The organism is Duncaniella dubosii, from assembly GCF_004803915.1.
Classification (GTDB): domain Bacteria; phylum Bacteroidota; class Bacteroidia; order Bacteroidales; family Muribaculaceae; genus Duncaniella; species Duncaniella dubosii.
The window spans coordinates 2239095-2257774 of record NZ_CP039396.1; the positions used below are offsets into that span (position 1 = coordinate 2239095).

The 18680-nt window shown below is 50.4% G+C and carries 17 protein-coding genes; 7 read left to right on the forward strand and 10 right to left on the reverse strand.

Annotated elements, in window-relative coordinates; all coding sequences use genetic code 11:
- The first annotated feature begins 76 nt into the window (after positions 1–76).
- Genes E7747_RS09725 through E7747_RS09730 form a run of 3 tightly spaced genes read left to right on the forward strand, consistent with a single transcriptional unit; the run spans position 77 to position 4898 of the window.
- On the forward strand, positions 77–2425 hold the full coding sequence (locus E7747_RS09725; RefSeq protein ID WP_317130187.1) for a SusC/RagA family TonB-linked outer membrane protein: 2349 nt from the start codon (positions 77–79) through the stop codon (positions 2423–2425).
- On the forward strand, positions 2422–3270 hold the full coding sequence (locus E7747_RS17350) for a SusC/RagA family TonB-linked outer membrane protein (RefSeq protein WP_317130188.1): 849 nt from the start codon (positions 2422–2424) through the stop codon (positions 3268–3270). Before E7747_RS09725 ends, E7747_RS17350 begins: the two co-directional genes overlap by 4 nt.
- A 17-nt stretch (positions 3271–3287) precedes the next feature.
- Positions 3288–4898 (forward strand): RagB/SusD family nutrient uptake outer membrane protein, encoded by a 1611-nt coding sequence (locus E7747_RS09730; RefSeq protein WP_136415666.1) that lies wholly within the window; start codon positions 3288–3290, stop codon positions 4896–4898.
- A gap of 193 nt (positions 4899–5091) precedes the next feature.
- Here E7747_RS09730 and E7747_RS09735 read toward each other — a convergent pair whose 3' ends face one another.
- From E7747_RS09735 to E7747_RS09755, 5 genes are all read right to left on the reverse strand, one after another.
- The gene (locus E7747_RS09735; RefSeq protein ID WP_123614326.1) at positions 5092–5763 is read right to left on the reverse strand and encodes an AlbA family DNA-binding domain-containing protein; all 672 of its coding nucleotides are present in this window, start codon (positions 5761–5763) and stop codon (positions 5092–5094) included.
- 90 nt (positions 5764–5853) lie between these two features.
- Positions 5854–6336, reverse strand: coding sequence for an S-ribosylhomocysteine lyase (locus tag E7747_RS09740; RefSeq protein WP_136415668.1), 483 nt, complete (start codon positions 6334–6336; stop codon positions 5854–5856).
- Positions 6337–6417: 81 nt separating this feature from the next.
- Positions 6418–7083, reverse strand: a complete 666-nt coding sequence (locus tag E7747_RS09745; protein WP_136415670.1) for a 5'-methylthioadenosine/adenosylhomocysteine nucleosidase — start codon at positions 7081–7083, stop codon at positions 6418–6420.
- A 53-nt stretch (positions 7084–7136) separates the two neighbouring features.
- Complete coding sequence (gene tatC / locus E7747_RS09750) at positions 7137–7931, reverse strand: twin-arginine translocase subunit TatC (protein ID WP_136415672.1); 795 nt, start codon at positions 7929–7931, stop codon at positions 7137–7139.
- Between the two features lie 8 nt (positions 7932–7939).
- Positions 7940–8185 (reverse strand): Sec-independent protein translocase subunit TatA/TatB, encoded by a 246-nt coding sequence (locus E7747_RS09755; protein ID WP_123614329.1) that lies wholly within the window; start codon positions 8183–8185, stop codon positions 7940–7942.
- 204 nt (positions 8186–8389) lie between these two features.
- Here E7747_RS09755 and fabD point away from each other — a divergent pair, with 204 nt between their 5' ends.
- The 4 genes from fabD (at position 8390) to E7747_RS09775 (ending at position 12463) form a co-directional block, all read left to right on the forward strand.
- Positions 8390–9268: an ACP S-malonyltransferase gene (gene fabD, locus E7747_RS09760; protein ID WP_136415674.1), complete on the forward strand. Its 879-nt coding sequence runs from the start codon at positions 8390–8392 to the stop codon at positions 9266–9268.
- A gap of 95 nt (positions 9269–9363) precedes the next feature.
- Positions 9364–10326, forward strand: a complete 963-nt coding sequence (locus tag E7747_RS09765; protein WP_168185302.1) for a DUF2156 domain-containing protein — start codon at positions 9364–9366, stop codon at positions 10324–10326.
- A 193-nt stretch (positions 10327–10519) separates the two neighbouring features.
- Entirely contained in the window at positions 10520–11533 is a 1014-nt protein-coding gene (locus E7747_RS09770) for a homoserine O-acetyltransferase family protein (protein ID WP_136415677.1), read from the forward strand.
- Between the two features lie 51 nt (positions 11534–11584).
- Positions 11585–12463, forward strand: a complete 879-nt coding sequence (locus E7747_RS09775; protein ID WP_136415679.1) for a DMT family transporter — start codon at positions 11585–11587, stop codon at positions 12461–12463.
- Positions 12464–12644: 181 nt separating this feature from the next.
- Here the strand turns inward: E7747_RS09775 and E7747_RS09780 are convergent, their stop codons facing one another.
- Genes E7747_RS09780 through E7747_RS09795 form a run of 5 tightly spaced genes read right to left on the reverse strand, consistent with a single transcriptional unit; the run spans position 12645 to position 18409 of the window.
- Positions 12645–13505, reverse strand: coding sequence for a hypothetical protein (locus E7747_RS09780; protein ID WP_136415681.1), 861 nt, complete (start codon positions 13503–13505; stop codon positions 12645–12647).
- A gap of 10 nt (positions 13506–13515) precedes the next feature.
- The gene (locus E7747_RS09785) at positions 13516–14664 is read right to left on the reverse strand and encodes a RagB/SusD family nutrient uptake outer membrane protein (RefSeq protein ID WP_136415683.1); all 1149 of its coding nucleotides are present in this window, start codon (positions 14662–14664) and stop codon (positions 13516–13518) included.
- Positions 14586–15131, reverse strand: a complete 546-nt coding sequence (locus tag E7747_RS09790) for a hypothetical protein (RefSeq protein ID WP_136415684.1) — start codon at positions 15129–15131, stop codon at positions 14586–14588. Before E7747_RS09790 ends, E7747_RS09785 begins: the two co-directional genes overlap by 79 nt.
- A gap of 21 nt (positions 15132–15152) precedes the next feature.
- A complete protein-coding gene (locus tag E7747_RS17355; protein WP_317130189.1) occupies positions 15153–15668 on the reverse strand; it encodes a hypothetical protein in 516 nt (171 codons plus the stop codon).
- The gene (locus tag E7747_RS09795; RefSeq protein ID WP_317130190.1) at positions 15563–18409 is read right to left on the reverse strand and encodes a SusC/RagA family TonB-linked outer membrane protein; all 2847 of its coding nucleotides are present in this window, start codon (positions 18407–18409) and stop codon (positions 15563–15565) included. Before E7747_RS09795 ends, E7747_RS17355 begins: the two co-directional genes overlap by 106 nt.
- Positions 18410–18680 lie beyond the last annotated feature (271 nt).

The window sequence follows — 18680 nt, forward strand, 5'->3', positions numbered from 1 at the left end:
CAATCCATCGACAATACGACACAATCATTATTATTTTCAATACTTTAATTAATTTCGTATTACTTAACTACTAGGTATGAAAAAGCTGTTTCTACTACTTGCGGCACTCATCACCACGTTTGCGGTAATGGCTCAGAACCAGACCGTTAACGGCACGGTGACAAGCGCCGACGGCGAGCCTCTAATCGGCGCGACCGTATTGGGAGTCGGTACTCAGATGGGTACGGCGACAGACGTCGACGGAAACTTTACCCTGACCCTTCCGGCCACTGTCAAAAAACTTCAGGTGTCATACGTCGGAATGACCACCAAGGACGTGAACATCACCCCCGGACAGAAAATGAACATCGTCCTCGACGGAACAAACATGCTCGACGAAGTAATCACCGTTGCCTACGGTACGGCAAAACGTTCGTCGTTCACAGGCTCGGCTTCAGTGCTTGACGCTTCGGAAATCGAGCAGGTTCAGGTGACGAACCCGGTAGACGCGCTTAAAGGTAAGGTTTCCGGTGTCCAGATCAACTCTAATTCAGGCGCACCCGGCAACTCTTCACCCTCTGTGCTCATCCGCGGTATATCTTCAATCAATGCAGAGACATCACCCCTCATCGTCCTTGACGGTACTCCATACGACGGAGGTCTTGACAACATCTCTACTCAGGACATCGAGTCTATGACAGTCCTTAAGGACGCCGCATCAAACGCACTCTACGGTGCTCGTGGTGCTAATGGTGTCATCCTTATCACTACCAAACGCGGTAAGCAGGGAAATGCCCGTGTGACCCTCGATGCAAAATGGGGCCAGAATTCACGCGCCGTGCAGGATTACGATGTAATTACCTCTCCCGCTCTCTATTACGAGACATTCGGCCGTGCAGTCGGCAACTATGCAATGAACGTAGGTGGATACGACGAGGCAAAAGCTCTCGCATATGCCAACAGCAATCTCATCACAATGCTCGGATATAATGTCTACACTATTCCCGAAGGTGAGAATATGCTTGTTGACGGTTTCAAGCTTAATCCCAATGCGACTCTCGGCAATATCTATACAGCTCAAAGCGGAGAACAGTATTTGCTCACTCCCGACAGCTGGAGCGACGCTGCCTATAAGAACGCTCTCCGTCAGGAATATAACCTTAGCGTATCGCAGGGCTCTGACAAGGGTTCTTTCTACGCATCGGCAAGCTACCTTAACAACGAAGGTATCACTGTCAACTCTGGCTACGAGCGTTTCACCGGCCGTCTTGCTGCCGACACTCAGGCCAAGGACTGGCTCAAAGTCGGAGCTAACATGAGCTACACCCACTATGAATCAAAGTTCAACGGAGATGACGGCAGCTCGTCTTCTTCGGGCAATATATTTGCCGTGAACAACGTACTTGCCCCTATCTATCCTCTCTACGTGCGTGACGCACAGGGCAACATCCTTAAGGACATCAACGGCAACACTATGTATGACTACGGTGACGGAATGGGACTCGGACTTCCCTCTCGTCCTGTTTTCTCTCAGGCCAACCCGCTGTCACAGAACATCCTCGATGTCCGCAAATATGACGGCAATGCCATGACTGCCACCGGTTATGCCGAAATCCGTTTCCTCCGTGACTTCAAGTTCACCACCAACAACACTGTCAACCTCTATGAGCAGCGTCAGACCAGCGTGACCAACCCGTTCTTCGGACAGTACGCATCATCAAACGGTATCGTAAATAAATATTCTACCCGTCGTATCGACTACACTTACCAGCAGTTGCTCAACTGGGCACGTCAGTTCGGCGAACACAACGTCAACGTGCTTCTCGGTCACGAAAACTACTGGAACAAATACTCTTATATGTATGCTTCACGCTCCAACATGCTTCTTCCCTCTAATGAAGAACTTGACGGCGCTGTAATTGAAAACGGAAGCTCTTCTTATCAGACTGACTACAACAACGAAGGCTGGTTCGGCCGTGTGAACTACGACTACGACAGCAAGTACTTCGGTAGCGTGTCGCTCCGTCGTGACGCATCTTCTCGCTTCGATCCCGAACACCGCTGGGGTACATTCTGGTCAGCATCGGCAGCATGGATCATAAACAAGGAAGCGTTCTTCCAGGCTCCTTGGGTCGACATGTTGAAACTCAAGGTTTCTTATGGCGAACAGGGTAACGACAACATCGGTAACTTCCGTTATGTGAACACATATACCATCGTGAACTCAGGCGGTCAGGCTGCAGCTCAGCCCAACACTCTCGGAAACAAGAATATCACTTGGGAAAAGGGTGGCAACCTCAACTACGGTGTTGACTTCAGCTTCTTCAACGAACGTCTCTCAGGTACAGTCGAAGGATTCTACCGCAAGACATCCGACATGCTCTTCTTGTTCCCGCTCCCCCGAGCTACGGCTACACCTCTTATTATGACAATATCGGTGACATGACCAACACCGGTTTCGAACTTGACCTCCGCGGCGACATCATCCGTACACGTAACTTCACTTGGTCTGCCAACCTCAACTTCACATTCTATAAGAATAAGATTACCCGTCTGCCCGAAGAGCGCAAAACCATGACTGTCGACGGTGTTGACGGCTATAGCTCTGACAGCTATTTCTACGGTGAAGGTGAGTCGCTCTATACATTCCGCATCAAGAAATTTGCCGGAATCGACAAGGAAACCGGTGAGTCAATGTGGTACATGAACGAACGTGACGCAGACAACAAGCTTACCGGCAACATAGTCACAACCAAGACCTATGGCAACGCCGATTTCTATCTTTGCGGGACAGCGCTTCCCGATGCTTACGGCGGTTTCGGCACATCGTTCAACACTTACGGATTTGACTTTGCCATTGACTTCACTTATCAGCTCGGCGGTCAGGTATATGACGGTACTTATGCCGGCCTTATGGCAAGTCCTTATGGCTCGTCACGTGGCCGCGCAATGCACAAAGACCTCTTGAACGCATGGACTCCTGAAAACAAGAACTCAAGCATTCCACAGATGGTCTACAATGACCAGTATGTCGCTTCGACTTCCGACCGCTTCCTCACCAGCGCATCCTACCTCGCACTTCAGAACATCAATTTCGGCTACACACTTCCCAGCAAGGCAACAAAGAAGATTGACGTAGAGAAAATTCGTTTCTATCTCTCGTGTGACAACGTAGCTATCTGGTCAAAGCGCAAGGGTCTCGATCCCCGTCAGTCAATCACCGGTTCTGTGACCAACGCATACTATGCGCCTATCCGTACTATCTCCGGTGGCATTAATATTTCATTCTAATCAGCAGACAACAAGAAATGAAAGCTATATTTAAATCAACACTCCTTCTTGCTGTAGCTTCGAGCCTCACATTCTCGTCATGTATAGAAGAGGTTTATCCTACAAGCAATGTTACACAGGATCAGCTTGAGTCTTCAGTAAAGGCAGGCGAGGCTATGATGTATGCCATGTCAGGTTTCATGGTAAACTGGAACACCACAGGAGCCGACTGGCACGGCGATTTCGGTTATTCATCAATGATGCACATCCGCGACTGCATGACAGGCGACATGTCTGTTCTTGGCATCGGTCTCAACTACAACCAGTGGAGCAACTATACCCAGATCGTTTATCTCGGTCAGAACTATGCTTCGGTTCAGCGTATCTGGAACTACTATACTCAGCAGGTGCTCGCCTGCAACAAGGCTCTCGGCATCTATCATGCCGACGTTGAGGATGACTACAGCAAGGGTGCGCGTGCGACAGCACTCACATTCCGTGCGATGACTTATCTCGACATGGCCCGCTGGTATGAGTTCCTTCCCAACAACAACACTTCGGCAGTCAATATCGACGGTAATGATGTCACCAACCTCACAGTGCCTATCGTGACTGAAAACACTACCGAAGAAGAAGCCCGCAACAATCCCCGTGCCACACGTCAGGAAATGTTCGACTTCCTCCTTGCAGACCTTCTGTATGCCGAGCAATACATCAGCAACGTAAGCTATGGCACTCGTCTGCTTCCGGACCTCGGTTGCGTCTATGGCCTTCTTGCCCGTCTCTACACTTGGGTAGAGGATTATCCTAAGGCTGCGGAATATGCCGACAAGGCCATCAAGGCAAGTGGCTGCACGCCTCTTACACAGGATGCGTGGACCAATCCGAAATCTGGTTTCAACTCTATGGACAATTCGTCATGGATGTGGGGTCTGAAGTTCGAGAAGGAAAACGATGCTGTTGGCACAGGTATCTGTAACTGGACCTCGATGATGAGCCCTGAGGCAGAGTATGGATATGCAGCTGTCGGCGCTTGTCCGATTATTGATGCCAACATGTATGCCCGCATTTCTGATACCGACTTCCGTAAACTTTCATGGATTACTCCCGGCGTGACCAGCCTCGTTAATGATTTCCCCTTGATCAATGAGGAGGACCGTGGTTACTATGTCAACTATTTCCCCTATGGAACTATCAAGTTCCGTCCGGGTGCAGGTAATGGAACTGATCCGAACGAAGGTTCAGCAACTGCAGTGCCTGTGATGCGTGTTGAAGAAATGTGGTTTATCTACATTGAAGCGCTCGCACACACCAATCCCGCACAAGGCAAGCAGGAACTTGAGAAATTCATGCAGACTTATCGCGATCCCAACTACACTTGCTCAGCGTCGTCACTCGACGAAGTCGTAGAGGAAATCGTATTCCAGAAGCGAGTAGAGCTTTGGGGCGAAGGTCAGGCTCTCTGGGACATCAAGCGTCTCAACTATTCTGTAGTCCGTGACTACGAGGGTACAAACTTCTATGAGGATTCTCGCAAAAATACCGTCGGCCGTCCTGCATGGATGAACATGGTAATCGTTCAGACCGAAGGCAACAACAACCAAGCTGTCGCTAAGTGGAACAACCCTGATATCCCCGACAACTATTAATGTGTCCCTAAAACGATGAATGTCGGTGAGACATTCATTCAAATAACAGCGGAGATGGCAGTCAGCCATCTCCGCTTCTTTTCAACGTATAATAAGTGTAATACCGACAATTCCGGTATTTCTTAATCGAATCAACGGCATCCGGGCAATCCGGATGCCGTTGATTCGGTTTCTTATTTTGACGCAAACTCTACTATTCCTCTGATTCGGGATCGTTCCGGCGGGTAAGAAGAAATGTCTTGCCGTTGTAATGGAAATCGAGTATACCCATCGAGTGCAGACGGATTACGGTGTCTTCGGCCGAAGCACGCGACACGTGAGCCGAGAGCATGAAATCCTCGACCGCCACAGGGCCATCGTCGAGCATGTCGACAAGCGATTTTTCAGCCGTGGAGAATGAAATGACGCATCCTTCGGAATTTGCCGAAGCCACCCATGCACGCACCATCAGTTCCGGTGCAAGGATGTTTTCGTCCTTGACGCGGTAGTAGGCACGACGCGAGCCGTCGGCTTCAAGCACCACCACGGGCCGGACAGGCGAACGGTCAATTTCGATGCGCAGCACGGTCTTGTCGCCTTCGGTGCGGAAAGCTGTGACACGTATTTCCTGCGACGGGCGACAATACATCTCGGCAGCCTGCTCGATGACGTAGATATCCTCCTCGTTGCGGACTCCGGCAATCACACCGTTGTCCTTGACTCCGACAAGCAACCGGCCTCCGCCGTTGTTGGCGAAAGCCGAGATGCTGCGCGCTATTTTACGCGCATCGGATATGGCGAATTTAAAGTCCTGATGTTCGTGCTCACCTTCCTCGATGAGCGACGCTATGTAGAATTTACCTCGTATGCCTTTGAGATCTTTCATGGATATGGGGAAACGGGGGACGTGGCCTCTGACCACGTGTGACAAAAATAGAAGCGAAGGCCGATAACGGTCTTTTAATGGCGGTTGTTTTTATTGCGGATAGACAAGATTTTCCGGCCTGATGTCGGCAAGGACCTCTTGGAGATAGCGCCGGGCATCCTTCCGGGCCTGTTCGAGATCCATGAACGACCAGTTGCCGCAGTCACGTGGGCTTGCTCCGGGGACTTCACCCTCAAAACGAGCCACAAAATCCATCGTATCCCTGAGGAGGTCTACCACATCGGCGCTTTCAAGCTCACCTTGGACTATCAGATAGTTGCCTGTGCAGCAACCCATAGGCCCCCAGTAGACAATGCGGTCTTTCCATTGAGGATTGTTGCGCAGATATGTGGCCGCAAGGTGTTCAAGCGCATGTAGCGATTCAGGGGTGAGCGCCGGCTGGCGGTTTGGCTCTGTCATGCGCACGTCGAATGTAGTTATGACATCGCCCGAGGGAGTCGTGTCGCGTCGTGAGACGTAAATGCCTCTAAGCAGACGGTTGTGGTCAATTGTGAAACTCGGTATTTTATTCATCGAAACGGTGGGTTAATTCATAATGCACAATTCATAATATCTATCCGGTGGATTATCTGCCGTGCATTATAAAATCAGGGATTATGCGTTGAAAATGATTTCTTTTACTATTTCAAATGTTTTCTGTGGAGCTTCGTTCCAGAAGTCGTCATACTGGCGGGAGTTGTCGTGGGAACACCAAGGAGTGTCGCTGATGACTCGCAGACACATGAACGGGACACCGCGCTGCTCGCACACCTGAGCGATAGCGGCCGACTCCATGTCGACGGCCATAACGTCGGGGAAATGTCCGCGGATGGAGTCGATTTCATCTTTTGAAGATATAAAAAGCTCACCTGAAGCGATCAATCCAAGTTTAACATTTTCGTTCTCTCTGATTTGAGGCAGCCGTGCGGGGAAATATAGCGGGCATCCGGGGACATGTCCCCATTCCTCGCCGATACACCAGAAATCGTGGTGCACAAGACGGTCGGCAAGGACAATATCCATCACGGCCACTTCGTCGCCGGCTCCGGCCGCTACGCCTGTGTTGATGACGAGTTCGGGGCAGAAGGCATCGATGAGGCTCACCGCTCCGATAGCCGCGTTTACCTTGCCGATGCCACACTGCATCACAGCCACTTCGTTTTCGCCTATATGTCCGCAGTGGTAAGTGACTGTCCCGCGGACCTCGGTGGATGAATCGGAGAGAAGAGGAAGTATCAGGGCCAGCTCCTTCTGCATGGCCACAATTATGCCAATTTTCATAATCAGGTGGATATGATATGTGAGATTATAATTTTATAGTTTATACCGGGTTGTCAGGCTGTCCCGGAACATGCGTCTGTCGCTGACATGGCAGGCACGGTGAAGGCGGAAAGCTCCCAGAGAAGATACAAGGGGAGAAAGACCACCATAAGCGTGAACGGGTCACCGCTCGGAGTGATGGCGGCGGCGGCGACAAGCAGCGCCACAATCGCATGGCGGCGGTAACGGCTGAAGAAGGCACGCGAGAGGAAACCGGTCTTGCCGATGAGCCATGTCACCAGCGGAAGCTCGAACACTATGCCCATGACAAGGATAAGCATGAGGAAGTTGTCCATATACGAATCAAGAGAAATCTGATTTGGAATCAGGGTGCTCAGCTGGTAATCGGCAAGGAAGCGAAGTGTGAGCGGGAAGACTATGAAATAGCCCGTGGCGACTCCGAGAAAAAACATCATGTTGCCGAAAATGAATGCCGTGCGCATCCCGCGCTTCTCCTCCTCGTAAAGTCCCGGAGCAACGAAGCCCCAGAGCAGATAGACACAGAAGGGGAATCCCAACACTACGGCAAGCCAGAACGACGTGGACATGTGGATGAAAAACTGCGATGCAAGCCGGATGTTTATCAGTTCGATATCATGACTGCCGGTGGCTGAGTCCGGGAGGAGTGTCGAGCCGGGCAGTTCGGCAAGCCATCGGTAGAGTATGAAATCAGACTTGCACGGAGCAAGAATCACAGAATCAAAGATGTGGGGCATTGCGGCGAAAAGCACGCATGTCAACACGACAAGAAGCCCCGTCACACGGAGCAAGACTCCGCGCAGAGCTTCAGCGTGATCCCAAAATCCCATCTCGGAATTCACTTCCGGTCAGCTTCGTTTTTGGTTTGAGTATTGTCAGAGGCAGAATCTGCCGACGACGGTTTCGCATCGGGAGTTTCCTTTATCTGGTCGACGGCTTCGTTCATGCCCTGTTTGAACATACTGATGCCTTTGCCCATGCTGCGGGCAAGTTCGGGGATACGTTTCGCTCCGAAAAGCAGGATGATAGCGAAAAAGATTATGATGAGTTCGCCTGTGCCGAAATTTAGAAAGCAAGGTATCATAGTGGTTAATAAAAAATTAAGATTACAGTCAGGATTGTGTGGACTGTCTGCGATAATGCAAAGTTACGTAATTTTTTATTGATGAAACGAGTAAACGCTGCGCCGCATTGCGGAGAGTGATGTTAAAAATGGTTTTTGAACCTTAAAATCTTATCGGAAAAACGTAACTTTGCACCTCCAAACAGATTATATACCAATTCATTTATGAAAGCATTTGTATTTCCCGGTCAGGGAGCCCAGTTCGTCGGAATGGGCAAAGACCTCTACGACAACAATGAAGTGGCAAAGGAAATGTTTGAGAAAGCAAATGAAATTCTCGGTTTCCGCATCACTGACCTTATGTTTGAAGGCACAGACGAAGACCTTCGTCAGACCAAGGTTACACAGCCTGCAATTTTTCTCCACTCTGTGATACTCGCCAAGACAATGGGCGAAGAATTTGCCCCCTCGATGGTGGCAGGTCACTCGCTCGGCGAATTCTCTGCACTTGTCGCTGCCGGAGCGCTCAGCTTCGAAGACGGCCTCCGTCTCGTGTCGGCCCGCGCACAGGCCATGCAGAAGGCTTGCGAACTCAAGCCCTCGACGATGGCTGCCGTTATCGCACTTCCCGACGAAAAGGTTGAAGAAATCTGCGCCGAGATTCCCGGTGTGGTTGTCTGCGCCAACTACAACTGCCCTGGCCAGCTCGTAATTTCAGGCGAAGAAGAAGCTATCGACGCTGCATGTGTCAAGCTCAAGGAAGCCGGAGCAAAGCGCGCGATGCGACTCAAGGTAGGCGGTGCGTTCCACTCTCCCTGCATGGAGCCTGCACGCGCCGAGCTTGCAGAAGCAATCGAAAAGACAGAGGTCCACACTCCCGTTGTGCCTGTTTACCAGAACGTCGATGCCAGGCCTCACACCGATCCCGCTGAAATCAAGGCTAACCTCGTGGCTCAGCTCACCGCACCCGTGCGCTGGACTCAGAGCGTGCAGAACATGATTGCCGACGGAGCTGACGAGTTTATCGAACTCGGCCCGGGCAAGGTGCTTCAGGGTCTTGTCAACAAGATCAACCGCGAAGTAGCCACCTCAGGCCGTCAGTAAGAACCACGCGACGGAGAAGACGCGTCTGCGTGTGAACCTCACATAAGCGCGAAACGTTTATCATAATGAAAAAAAACGCACAAACTATTTATATTATGATAACGCCACGCCAGAATGCAGGCTACACCACCGCTGTCATCACAGCGCGTCCGCGAAGAGAGAGCCAGCTCAGATTCAGGCCCCTTACGCTTTCGGATGTCGATAAACTCCGTCCGTTTTTCTCACAGGCATGTTGCCGAACGTGTGATTTCACTGTCGGCGGTATGTTCATGTGGACTGATTATTTCGATTACACATACTGTATCTTCAACGACACACTCTTTATTAAGGGAGTGACCGAAGACGATGTAACACGACCGGCTTTTTCAATCCCCGTCGGCAAGATGGGGATTGAGGAGTCGGTCAATATTTTGCTCGAACACTGCCGTCGCGAAGGCTGCGAGCTAATCTTTTCGGCTGTGCCTGAGGCTTATGTCGCACCGCTTCAGGCACTCGGCGCAAAGTCGGTAGAGAAGCTTGAAGGCTGGAGCGACTATCTGTATGACGCGCAAGCTCTTGCCACTCTGAGTGGCAAGAAGCTTAACAAGAAGCGTAACCATGTCAACCGTTTCGAGGCCGAGAATCCCGGCTATACATTCGAGCCGTTGACTCCAGATCTGCTTCCCGCTGTGAGAGAGTTTTTCAACGCGACACATCTTCCGTTGTCAAAACCGGCGTTGGCCGACATCGAGCGTGCGCAGGTGATGCACGTGCTTGACAATCTGGATGCCTACGGATTCGAGGGCGCTGTGCTTTCGACACCCAGCGACGGAATCGTGGCTTTCACCCTCGGGGAAGTGAAGGGCGACACGCTCTATACACATATTGAGAAAATGAACCACGAGGTTGTCGGCGCGGGTGAGACTGTCAACAAGCTGTTTGCCGCTATGATGACCGAACGCCAGCCGGGACTCATATACATCAACCGAGAGGAAGATGTCGGCGACCCGGGACTGCGCCACGCCAAGGAATCCTATCACCCGAGCGAACTTCTTGACAAATACAACGTCACCTTCTGAAAAATATCCCGGATACAGATATCCGGCAATCATAAAAATAACAGCTTCCATGTATGCTGTGGCAGACCGCTGATGTCCGCACAGACAAGGACGCTGTTATTTTTGTGATTTCTTAATTTTTGTAGACTGCGTTTTCCCACATTCCCCTCCGAAATGCTTAACTTTGTGGCCACTAATAGCGTCAATTGGAAAAATGGTCAATTATTATCACCACAACGAGCCTTTCGCGCTCGAACTCGGAGGTCAGCTCGATGAACTTCGTATCGCATATCACACATACGGCACTCTCAACGATGATAAAAGCAACGTCGTCTGGGTATGCCATGCCCTGACCGCAAACAGCGATGTTCAGGACTGGTGGCCTCATACGGTCGAGGAGGGTAAATTCCTTGATCCGGCACACAACTTTGTGGTCTGTGCCAATATTCTCGGGTCGCCTTACGGGACAACATCCCCACTGCACACCAATCCGGCGACGGGACATCCATATTTCAAGGATTTCCCGAAATATACAATCCGTGACATCGTGAACGCCCACTGCATTCTCGCCGATGCACTCGGAATCGGCCATATCGACACACTTGTCGGATGTTCGGTCGGCGGATTCCAAGCTATCGAATGGGCGGTCATGCAACCTGAGCGTTTCGACAGACTTGTACTGATGGCCACTGATGCCGTAGCCACGCCGTGGACAATCGCCATTGACGAAACGATGCGCATGTGTATCGAGGCCGACCATACCTTCGGCGAGCCGTCGGCCGACGCAGGGCGGAAAGGACTTGCCGCTGCGCGTGCAATCGGCCTGTTGAGCTACCGTGGCTACTACGGCTACAACCTCACCCAACGCGACAAAGAGGAACTCCCCGAAGTGCACCGCGCGTCGAGCTATCAGCAATATCAGGGCGAAAAGCTCTGCCGGAGATTCGATGCCTACTCCTACTATTCCATCCTCAATGCTTTCGACACCCACGATGTGGGCCGAGGCCGAGGCGGTCTTGACGAAGCTCTCAAATGCATCAAGGCGCGCACTCTCGTGATCGGGCTGGAAACCGACATTGTGTTTCCGCCACGCGAGATGCAGGAACTATGTTCGAAAATCCCGGGGGCGGTCTATGGCGAAATACATTCACCTTTCGGCCACGACGGCTTCCTTGTGGAATACAATCAGCTCAACAATCTCCTCCTTCCCTTCATGCGCATGAAATAGGGATTTCCCCTCCAAAGGACAAACGACATATATCAGATTTTTTCAGCGTATATGACACAAACCACCAAAGGATATATCCTCGGTGCTGTGGCTGCGGTGAGCTACGGCACAAACCCTCTGTTTGCCGTCCCCCTCTATGAACTGGGGATGGACGTATCGTCAGTGCTGTTTTACCGCTACGTGTTTGCGGCGATGATACTCGGCGCAATCATGTGGATGCGCGGCGACAGTTTCCGCCTCGAACGGCGAGATTTGCCGCTTATGGTCATACTGGGTATATTTTTTGCGCTTTCATCGGTGTTGCTCTTCGAAGCCTATAATTATATGGACGTAGGACTTGCGTCGACGCTGCTGTTTGTCGAACCGGTGTTCATAGCCTTGATCCTATGGCTCTTTTATCGCGAAAGGATTTCACTGTGGACCATTATCTCGATAGCCATCTGCCTGGCTGGAGTCGCTTTTCTCTGTAATCCGGGCAAAGGGGCACATGTGACGGCAACAGGAATCACCCTCGTCATATTCTCCGCGCTTGCCTATGGACTCTACATGGTGCTCATCAACAAGAGCCGCATCCGCCATCTCTCCGGGTCGACGCTGACATTTTATTCGCTGATGTTCGGACTGATAGTCTTTGCCGCACGTACGGATTTCTTCACGGCTGTGCAGCCTGTCCCTGCCGGATGGCTGCCGTGGGCCTGTATAATAGGCATATCTGTCATACCGACCATCGTGTCGCTGATGACGGTTGCCATCTCAATACAGTGCATAGGCTCTGTGCCCGTTGCCATACTCGGTGCTCTTGAACCCATAACAGGCATCATGTTCGGAGTTCTTATGTTTGGCGAAGTCCTCACCGTCCGCGCCATAATCGGCATCGTCCTTATCATCTGCGCCGTCATGACACTCGTCCTTACCAAAGGGAAAATCTGACGCAGACTGAATAAATCTGAAGACAACAAATGCGGACCGATTGGCAATGATCGGCCCGCATTCATTTGGATATATCTGACGATTTTGCATTTATCGCAGTAGAATCTTATGCGAATGAGCTGAAAAAACAAACGGATGCGTCAGTCGGCACATCCGTTTGTTTTTTGGTGAATAAATTCAATTATTCGAGGCTTGTAAGGTCAATGCAGAAAGCTCCGCTTTGGTTAGCATAGTAACCGTCGGCGTTATCAAAAATTGCAAGACCTTTAACAGGCCATGTAATCTTGCCGTCGGCGAGTGTCCCGAATGCCTGAAGACCGATTGTCATCACTCCATAGCCCATATCAACGCCAGTGGTGAAACCTGCATTGGGGTTGTCGCCAAAGAATACCTTTGAAGGATCGGTTGCATTGACAACAACGTAGTTCTCGCTGAGCTTGCAGTAGTTTTTGAACGGAGAAGCTGCGCATCCGTAGGGATTTACGAGACGATAGAGACCGGCAGTATCATAGTGTTCCTGAATCTCGACAGACCATGTGAAACAGGGATTGCTGAATAGCGGACCGCACATGTCGTCAGTATACTGGCAGTTTCCGATGGTAATCCATTCCTCTCCGTCAGCAAATGTGAACGCACCTTCCCAAGCGTTGAGGATATAGGGGGATGTGAATTCCTCATCTATGGTGAGACTCAGGTTATAGGTGGTGAAGTTTTCCATCGCGTCGACAAGCGGAGTAATCGAAACCGGGGTGGAAGTAGCACCGTTTGCAAATGTCACGCTTGCAGGGACAGAGAACTTGTCGGTATCACCTGCAGCAACAACTGGCACTGTAAGCTCACCATCGCCTGTCAGTCGGTAGAGGGTGATTACCTGTGCGCCAGACTGTGCGTCAATGGTGAAGGTTACCTCTTCCTCAGAAGAGAAATATACTCCGGGGGTGTTGACTTCGGGAGCAGGTGTGTAGTCGACTTCATCAGTACATGCTGTAAACGACATGGCTGCAATCAGTCCGATTGCTGAAAATAATTTATATAGTTTCATTGTCTACCTGTTAATTAGCGGGTTTAAATTTATCTCCGACACCGGGATTGCAGAAACCTTCCACACCCTTGTTGAAGTTGCCTTCATAGTCGACGAAAGGCCAGTTCATCCAGCCGGGACGGCCGTTGGTATTATATTGTGCGGCGGCAGGCCAGTTAGAACCGTCGTAGCCACGGGTCACACTCTTGTTGAGACGCTTGAAATCATAGAAGATTACGTTCTCGCCCCAGAACTCGATACGTTTCTGCTTGAAACATTCGTCAATGACGCCTTCAGTGTCGCTTGCGAGACAGGCGTATGTCGGATAGCGATAGGTCTTCATGAAGTTTTCAAGGAGTTCTTTACCCTGAGCAGGGTTGCTGTGAGCCACAGCCTCGGCTTCAATAAGATACATTTCCTCAATACGCATGAGCGGCACAGCTACAGCAAATGTTGTCGCACGCTGGTCGACCACACCGTTGCCGGGACGGAACTTGATACCTGCATAATCCATGAGCGACGCTCCCTTGCTTGCCGAGATATAGGGTTCAAGACCTGAAAGTGCGCTGCCTGCAGGCGCTTTCCACGATAGTTTGCGCCAGTCGGCATTGTCGATTGATGCGTAGAGCGCGGCATCAATCATCATATTTGTGCCATACTGTCCATTGTAACCGAGATTTGATTCCGCCATCATGAAGCTGCCCCAGTTGGCTGACTGACCATTAGTTACAGGCTCGTCATTGCTTTCATACTGGATGGCCCACATCCAAGAGTTGAAATTAGAGCTGTTGAATCCATTTGTCTTGTCAAACCATTCGTTTTGGGTCAGAGGGGCATAGCCTGTGCCTGTCGAAATAGCCTTGCGGGCATATTCGGCTGCCTTGGGATAGTTCTCGTCCCACATGTAGACACGAGCCATAAGACCATAGACTACAGCGAGATCAGGAAATACCTTTGATTCGCGTGCTGAATTTGTGGATTGGAAAAGTTCTTCGGCACGTGTCAGGTCGGCGAGCAGTTTCTCCGACATTTGCGCGTGAGGAAGACGGGGATTGTTGCTCAGCTCTTCGCTTGTCATGTCCGGAGTGACATAAGGGACGGTCAGTCCGGTAACATCGTTGCCGTCGCTGTTGACTCCGCTGATAGTCTCATTGGGAAGAAACTCGTAGGTACGGGCCATGTCGATATAAGTGGCGCTGCGGTAGGCGAGAGCCTCGGCAAGATATTTGATCTGTTCGGGAGTCTGCGGGTCGGGAGCATACCGATAACCTCATTGGCCGCCTTCACCTGAAAGTTAAGATAATACCAGTTGATCTGCGAAAGAAGATAAGTGGGGTCAATCGAAATGACGACTTCCTGCCAGTACATGAAGTGCTGGTAGCCGGTGTAGGGCTGAATCATGTCATTGGTCATGACATTCTGAGCTATTATTACAGAGGGATAACCGAAGTCGAAGGCGTTTTTGCTCCAGATATGCCACTGTTTCATATATGCCGGCATACCTTTCACAATTGATTCAAGTGATTTGGACGAACCGGCTACCTGATCTGAAGTCACACCGTTGGTTGGGAATGTTTCTTCGATACATCCCGTCAGCAGAGGTGTTGCCACGGCCAAGACCGCAAGCGATTTCAATATATTTTTCATTGTAAATAGTCGATAGTTTGTTTAGAAGGTTACTGTTATACCGCCTGAGAGGGTACGGATAGCTGAATAATATGTGTTACCGCCGCCAATGCTTGTACCGCCGAGAGCGAACTGTCGGGGATCAAGACCCTGACGCTTCGACCACAACCAGAGGTTTTCACCGCTGAAGTAAACGCGTACTTTCTGAAGGAAAATCTTGTTGCATACATTCTTGGGAATAGTATAGCCGAAGTTTACGTTCTGAAGGCTGAGGTAGGATGCGTCGGTGAGATACTGGTCAGATGAAATCTGGAAGTTGTCGCCGAACTGGAAGCGGGGAATAGTTGCCGAGGGGTTTTCAGGAGTCCATGCGTTGAGGACATCTGCGTGGAATGTCGCACCGCGTGTTCCCGACTGGGGAGCTGACATATAGCTGTCATAGTTGCCGTCGATTACTTTACCGCCGATCTGATAAGTGAAGTCAACCGAGAGGTCGAATCCTTTGAAGGTGAATGCCGTGCCGAATCCACCGTATGCCTTGGGATTGCTGAACCGCATAGATATTGGTCAGGTTCTTCGTTGTAGTTGACTTTCTTGCGGGAGTCAACGATGGGATGGCCGGCTGCGTCTTTCATGACCGCACCGTTTTCATCGGTCTTATATACATTCTTCCAGAAGAGGGGCATACCTGTTTCCTGATCCACACCTGCGAACTGTGCAAGGTAGTATGTGTACATCGGCAGACCTTCGGCAATGAAGAATCCGCGTGATGCAGTTCCGTAGTGACCTTCTACATAGTTGCCCTTGTTTGTTTCGGGAAGACGGGTCACCTTGTTCTTATACCATGTGAGGTTGAAGTTGAGATCCCATGTGAAATCGCGGGTTTCGATGACTCTTCCGTGAAGATCGAGTTCGATACCTGTGTTCGACATGTCACCGAAGTTTTCCCACTGGTTGGAGAAGCCTGAAGATGCTGCGAGCGGTTTCTGATAGAGCATGTCGGATGTCTTGCGGTAGAATGTCTCGAAGCTACCTGAGAGACGGTTGTTGAAGAACGCAAATTCAACACCTGCGTTGAAGTTGCCGTTCTTTTCCCAAGTGATGTCGGGATTACCCTTTACGGAGCTTGCAGAGAGCGACGGCTGACCGTTGACGTTTACGACTGTGTAATTGTTGGTATAGCGGTAGTTACCGATGTTGTCATTGCCTTGTTCGCCATACGAAGCCTTGATTTTCAAGAGGTCAACCCAAGTAGCGGTCTCAAACCAGCTTTCCTTTGAGATGATCCATGCGCCACCAAGCGACCAGAAGTTACCCCAACGATGATCAGGATGGAAGCGAGAGGATGCGTCGCGACGATATGAGGCAGATGCGAAATATTTGCTGTCGTAATCATACTGTGCACGGAAGAAGAATCCTTCGTTGTCGTATGAAGTTGTATATGATTCCATCGAGTTGTCAATCACAGCGCCGTTAAGTTCGTGATTGCCCGGTGAGAACATGTTTGTACGGGTTGCACCGAGAAGAGTTGTTTTAATCCATGAATTTTCATGACCGAGGAGCACTCCTACATCGTGAAGGCCAAATTTGCGATTCCAGTTGAGAAGCTGCTGATAGGTATAGGTCATGTAGCGCTGGTGTTCCTTGATGACACGGCCACCATCGTTAAGATTGTTGACGGTCAATGGGTTGCTGACAGCTGTGCCACGATATTCGTTAACATATACAGTGTTGTTTGTGGTGAATTTGAAGTCCTTAAGGAAGCGCACTTCTGCATATCCGGTGGCATTGACAGAGTTGCCTTCTGTGTTATTGGTATTATAAAGGACGTCAGACACACCGTTGCTGCCAAACGAAGCACCGTTCGGACGGCTGAGACCTGCATTCTGACCCTGACCGTAGTCATAGAGAATCATGCCGTCGGCATTGGTCATTATATTTCCCTTTCCGTCGCGGATATACATCGGATAGATCGGGGCGATTGAGGTTGCGATTGCGAGAGGGTTGTTCACGGCAGTAGCAGAGCCGTCTGAACCCATAGCGTTGTTGTTAGTGTGGGCGTATGCCATGTTAGCGCCGACTTTCAGCCATGATTTGAGCTGGGAATCAGCGTTGAGACGGCCGGTAAAACGTTCGTAGTCCGTGTTGGCGATGATACCCTCATTCTTCAGGTAGCCGATTGAAGCATAGAAGTTTGTCGACTGAGTGGAATTTGAAACAGATACATTGTATTCCTGACGGAGGCTCTTTGTATAAGTCTCATCAAGCCAGTTGTCGGGAGTGATGAAATAGTCCTGTCCGTTGTATGAAACCACATTGCCGGGTGTCGCAAGAGGATTGACCTTTCCGTTACGGCCAATGAAGTATTCATTAGTAGGATACGAGAACGGCTGATAGCCAAGACCGTAGTCAGAGCTGTTGATAAGGTTGGCGTTAGCTGTCTGCCAAGCCTGAGTCGGACTCATGCCACGCTCGTTGGTGAAGTAGTTGTAGAGCGAGCCATAGTAGGTCTCGAAATAGAGGCGTGGATCCTGAATAGTGTTATAGTCCTGTACCGCACGTGAGTTCTGACCCCACTTTGCATCGAGGGTTACGATTGCGTTAGAGCCTGATTTGGCTTTCTTTGTAGTGATAAGAATGACACCGTTTGCACCGCGCGCACCATAGAGGGCGTTTGAAGCGGCATCCTTGAGAATGGTCATCGACTCGATGTCAGAAGTGTTGATATTTGTGATAGAGCCACCGAAGGGAACACCGTCAAGCACAATCAGAGGGTCGTTTCCTGCATTAAGCGAAGAAATACCACGGATGACAATTGACGACGGTCCGCTACCGGGCTGACCTGACTGATTGAATATCTGAGTACCTGCAGCCTTGCCTTGAAGAGCGTTAAGAGCGTTAGTCACCTGCGACTGCTCGATTTCGGCTGCGTCAATGACTGTAGCAGAACCTGTGAATGCCGATTTCTTGGCCGTACCGTAGGCTACGGTGATAACTTCGTCGAGCATGTTTGTTCCGTCGAGGACGATGTTCATTTTCTGTCCGGGAGTGATGTTCACGTCCTTGGTTGTCATGCCGACGTATGACACCTGAAGTTTTTTGACAGTGGCCGGAAGTGTCAGGGTAAAGTTACCGTCGACGTCTGTCGCCGTACCCATCTGAGTACCGACTCCCATTACGGTCGCGCCGATCAGAGGCTCGCCGTCGGCGCTTGTCACCGTACCGTTAACGGTCTGGTTCTGAGCCATTACCGCAAACGTGGTGATGAGGGCCGCAAGTAGTAGAAACAGCTTTTTCATACCTAGTAGTTAAGTAACAGGTGTGAATGATGATTAATTGTGATAGGTGTAACTGGTTTAAGATGAGTGGTTTATATTGGCTGATATGACTGTGTACAGGCTTTTTCACTGACGAATGACGGGGATAAGACGTGTGAATCAAGTGGAAACATGGGGGATGCGGAGCGGAAAGTGGAGCGTCGGGTGTAACTTTCGGAGTGGTATCTTCGTCTTAGAATTATATCGGTGGTATTTTTCGTAAAAGACCGTTTTTTACACATTCAGTTATTGT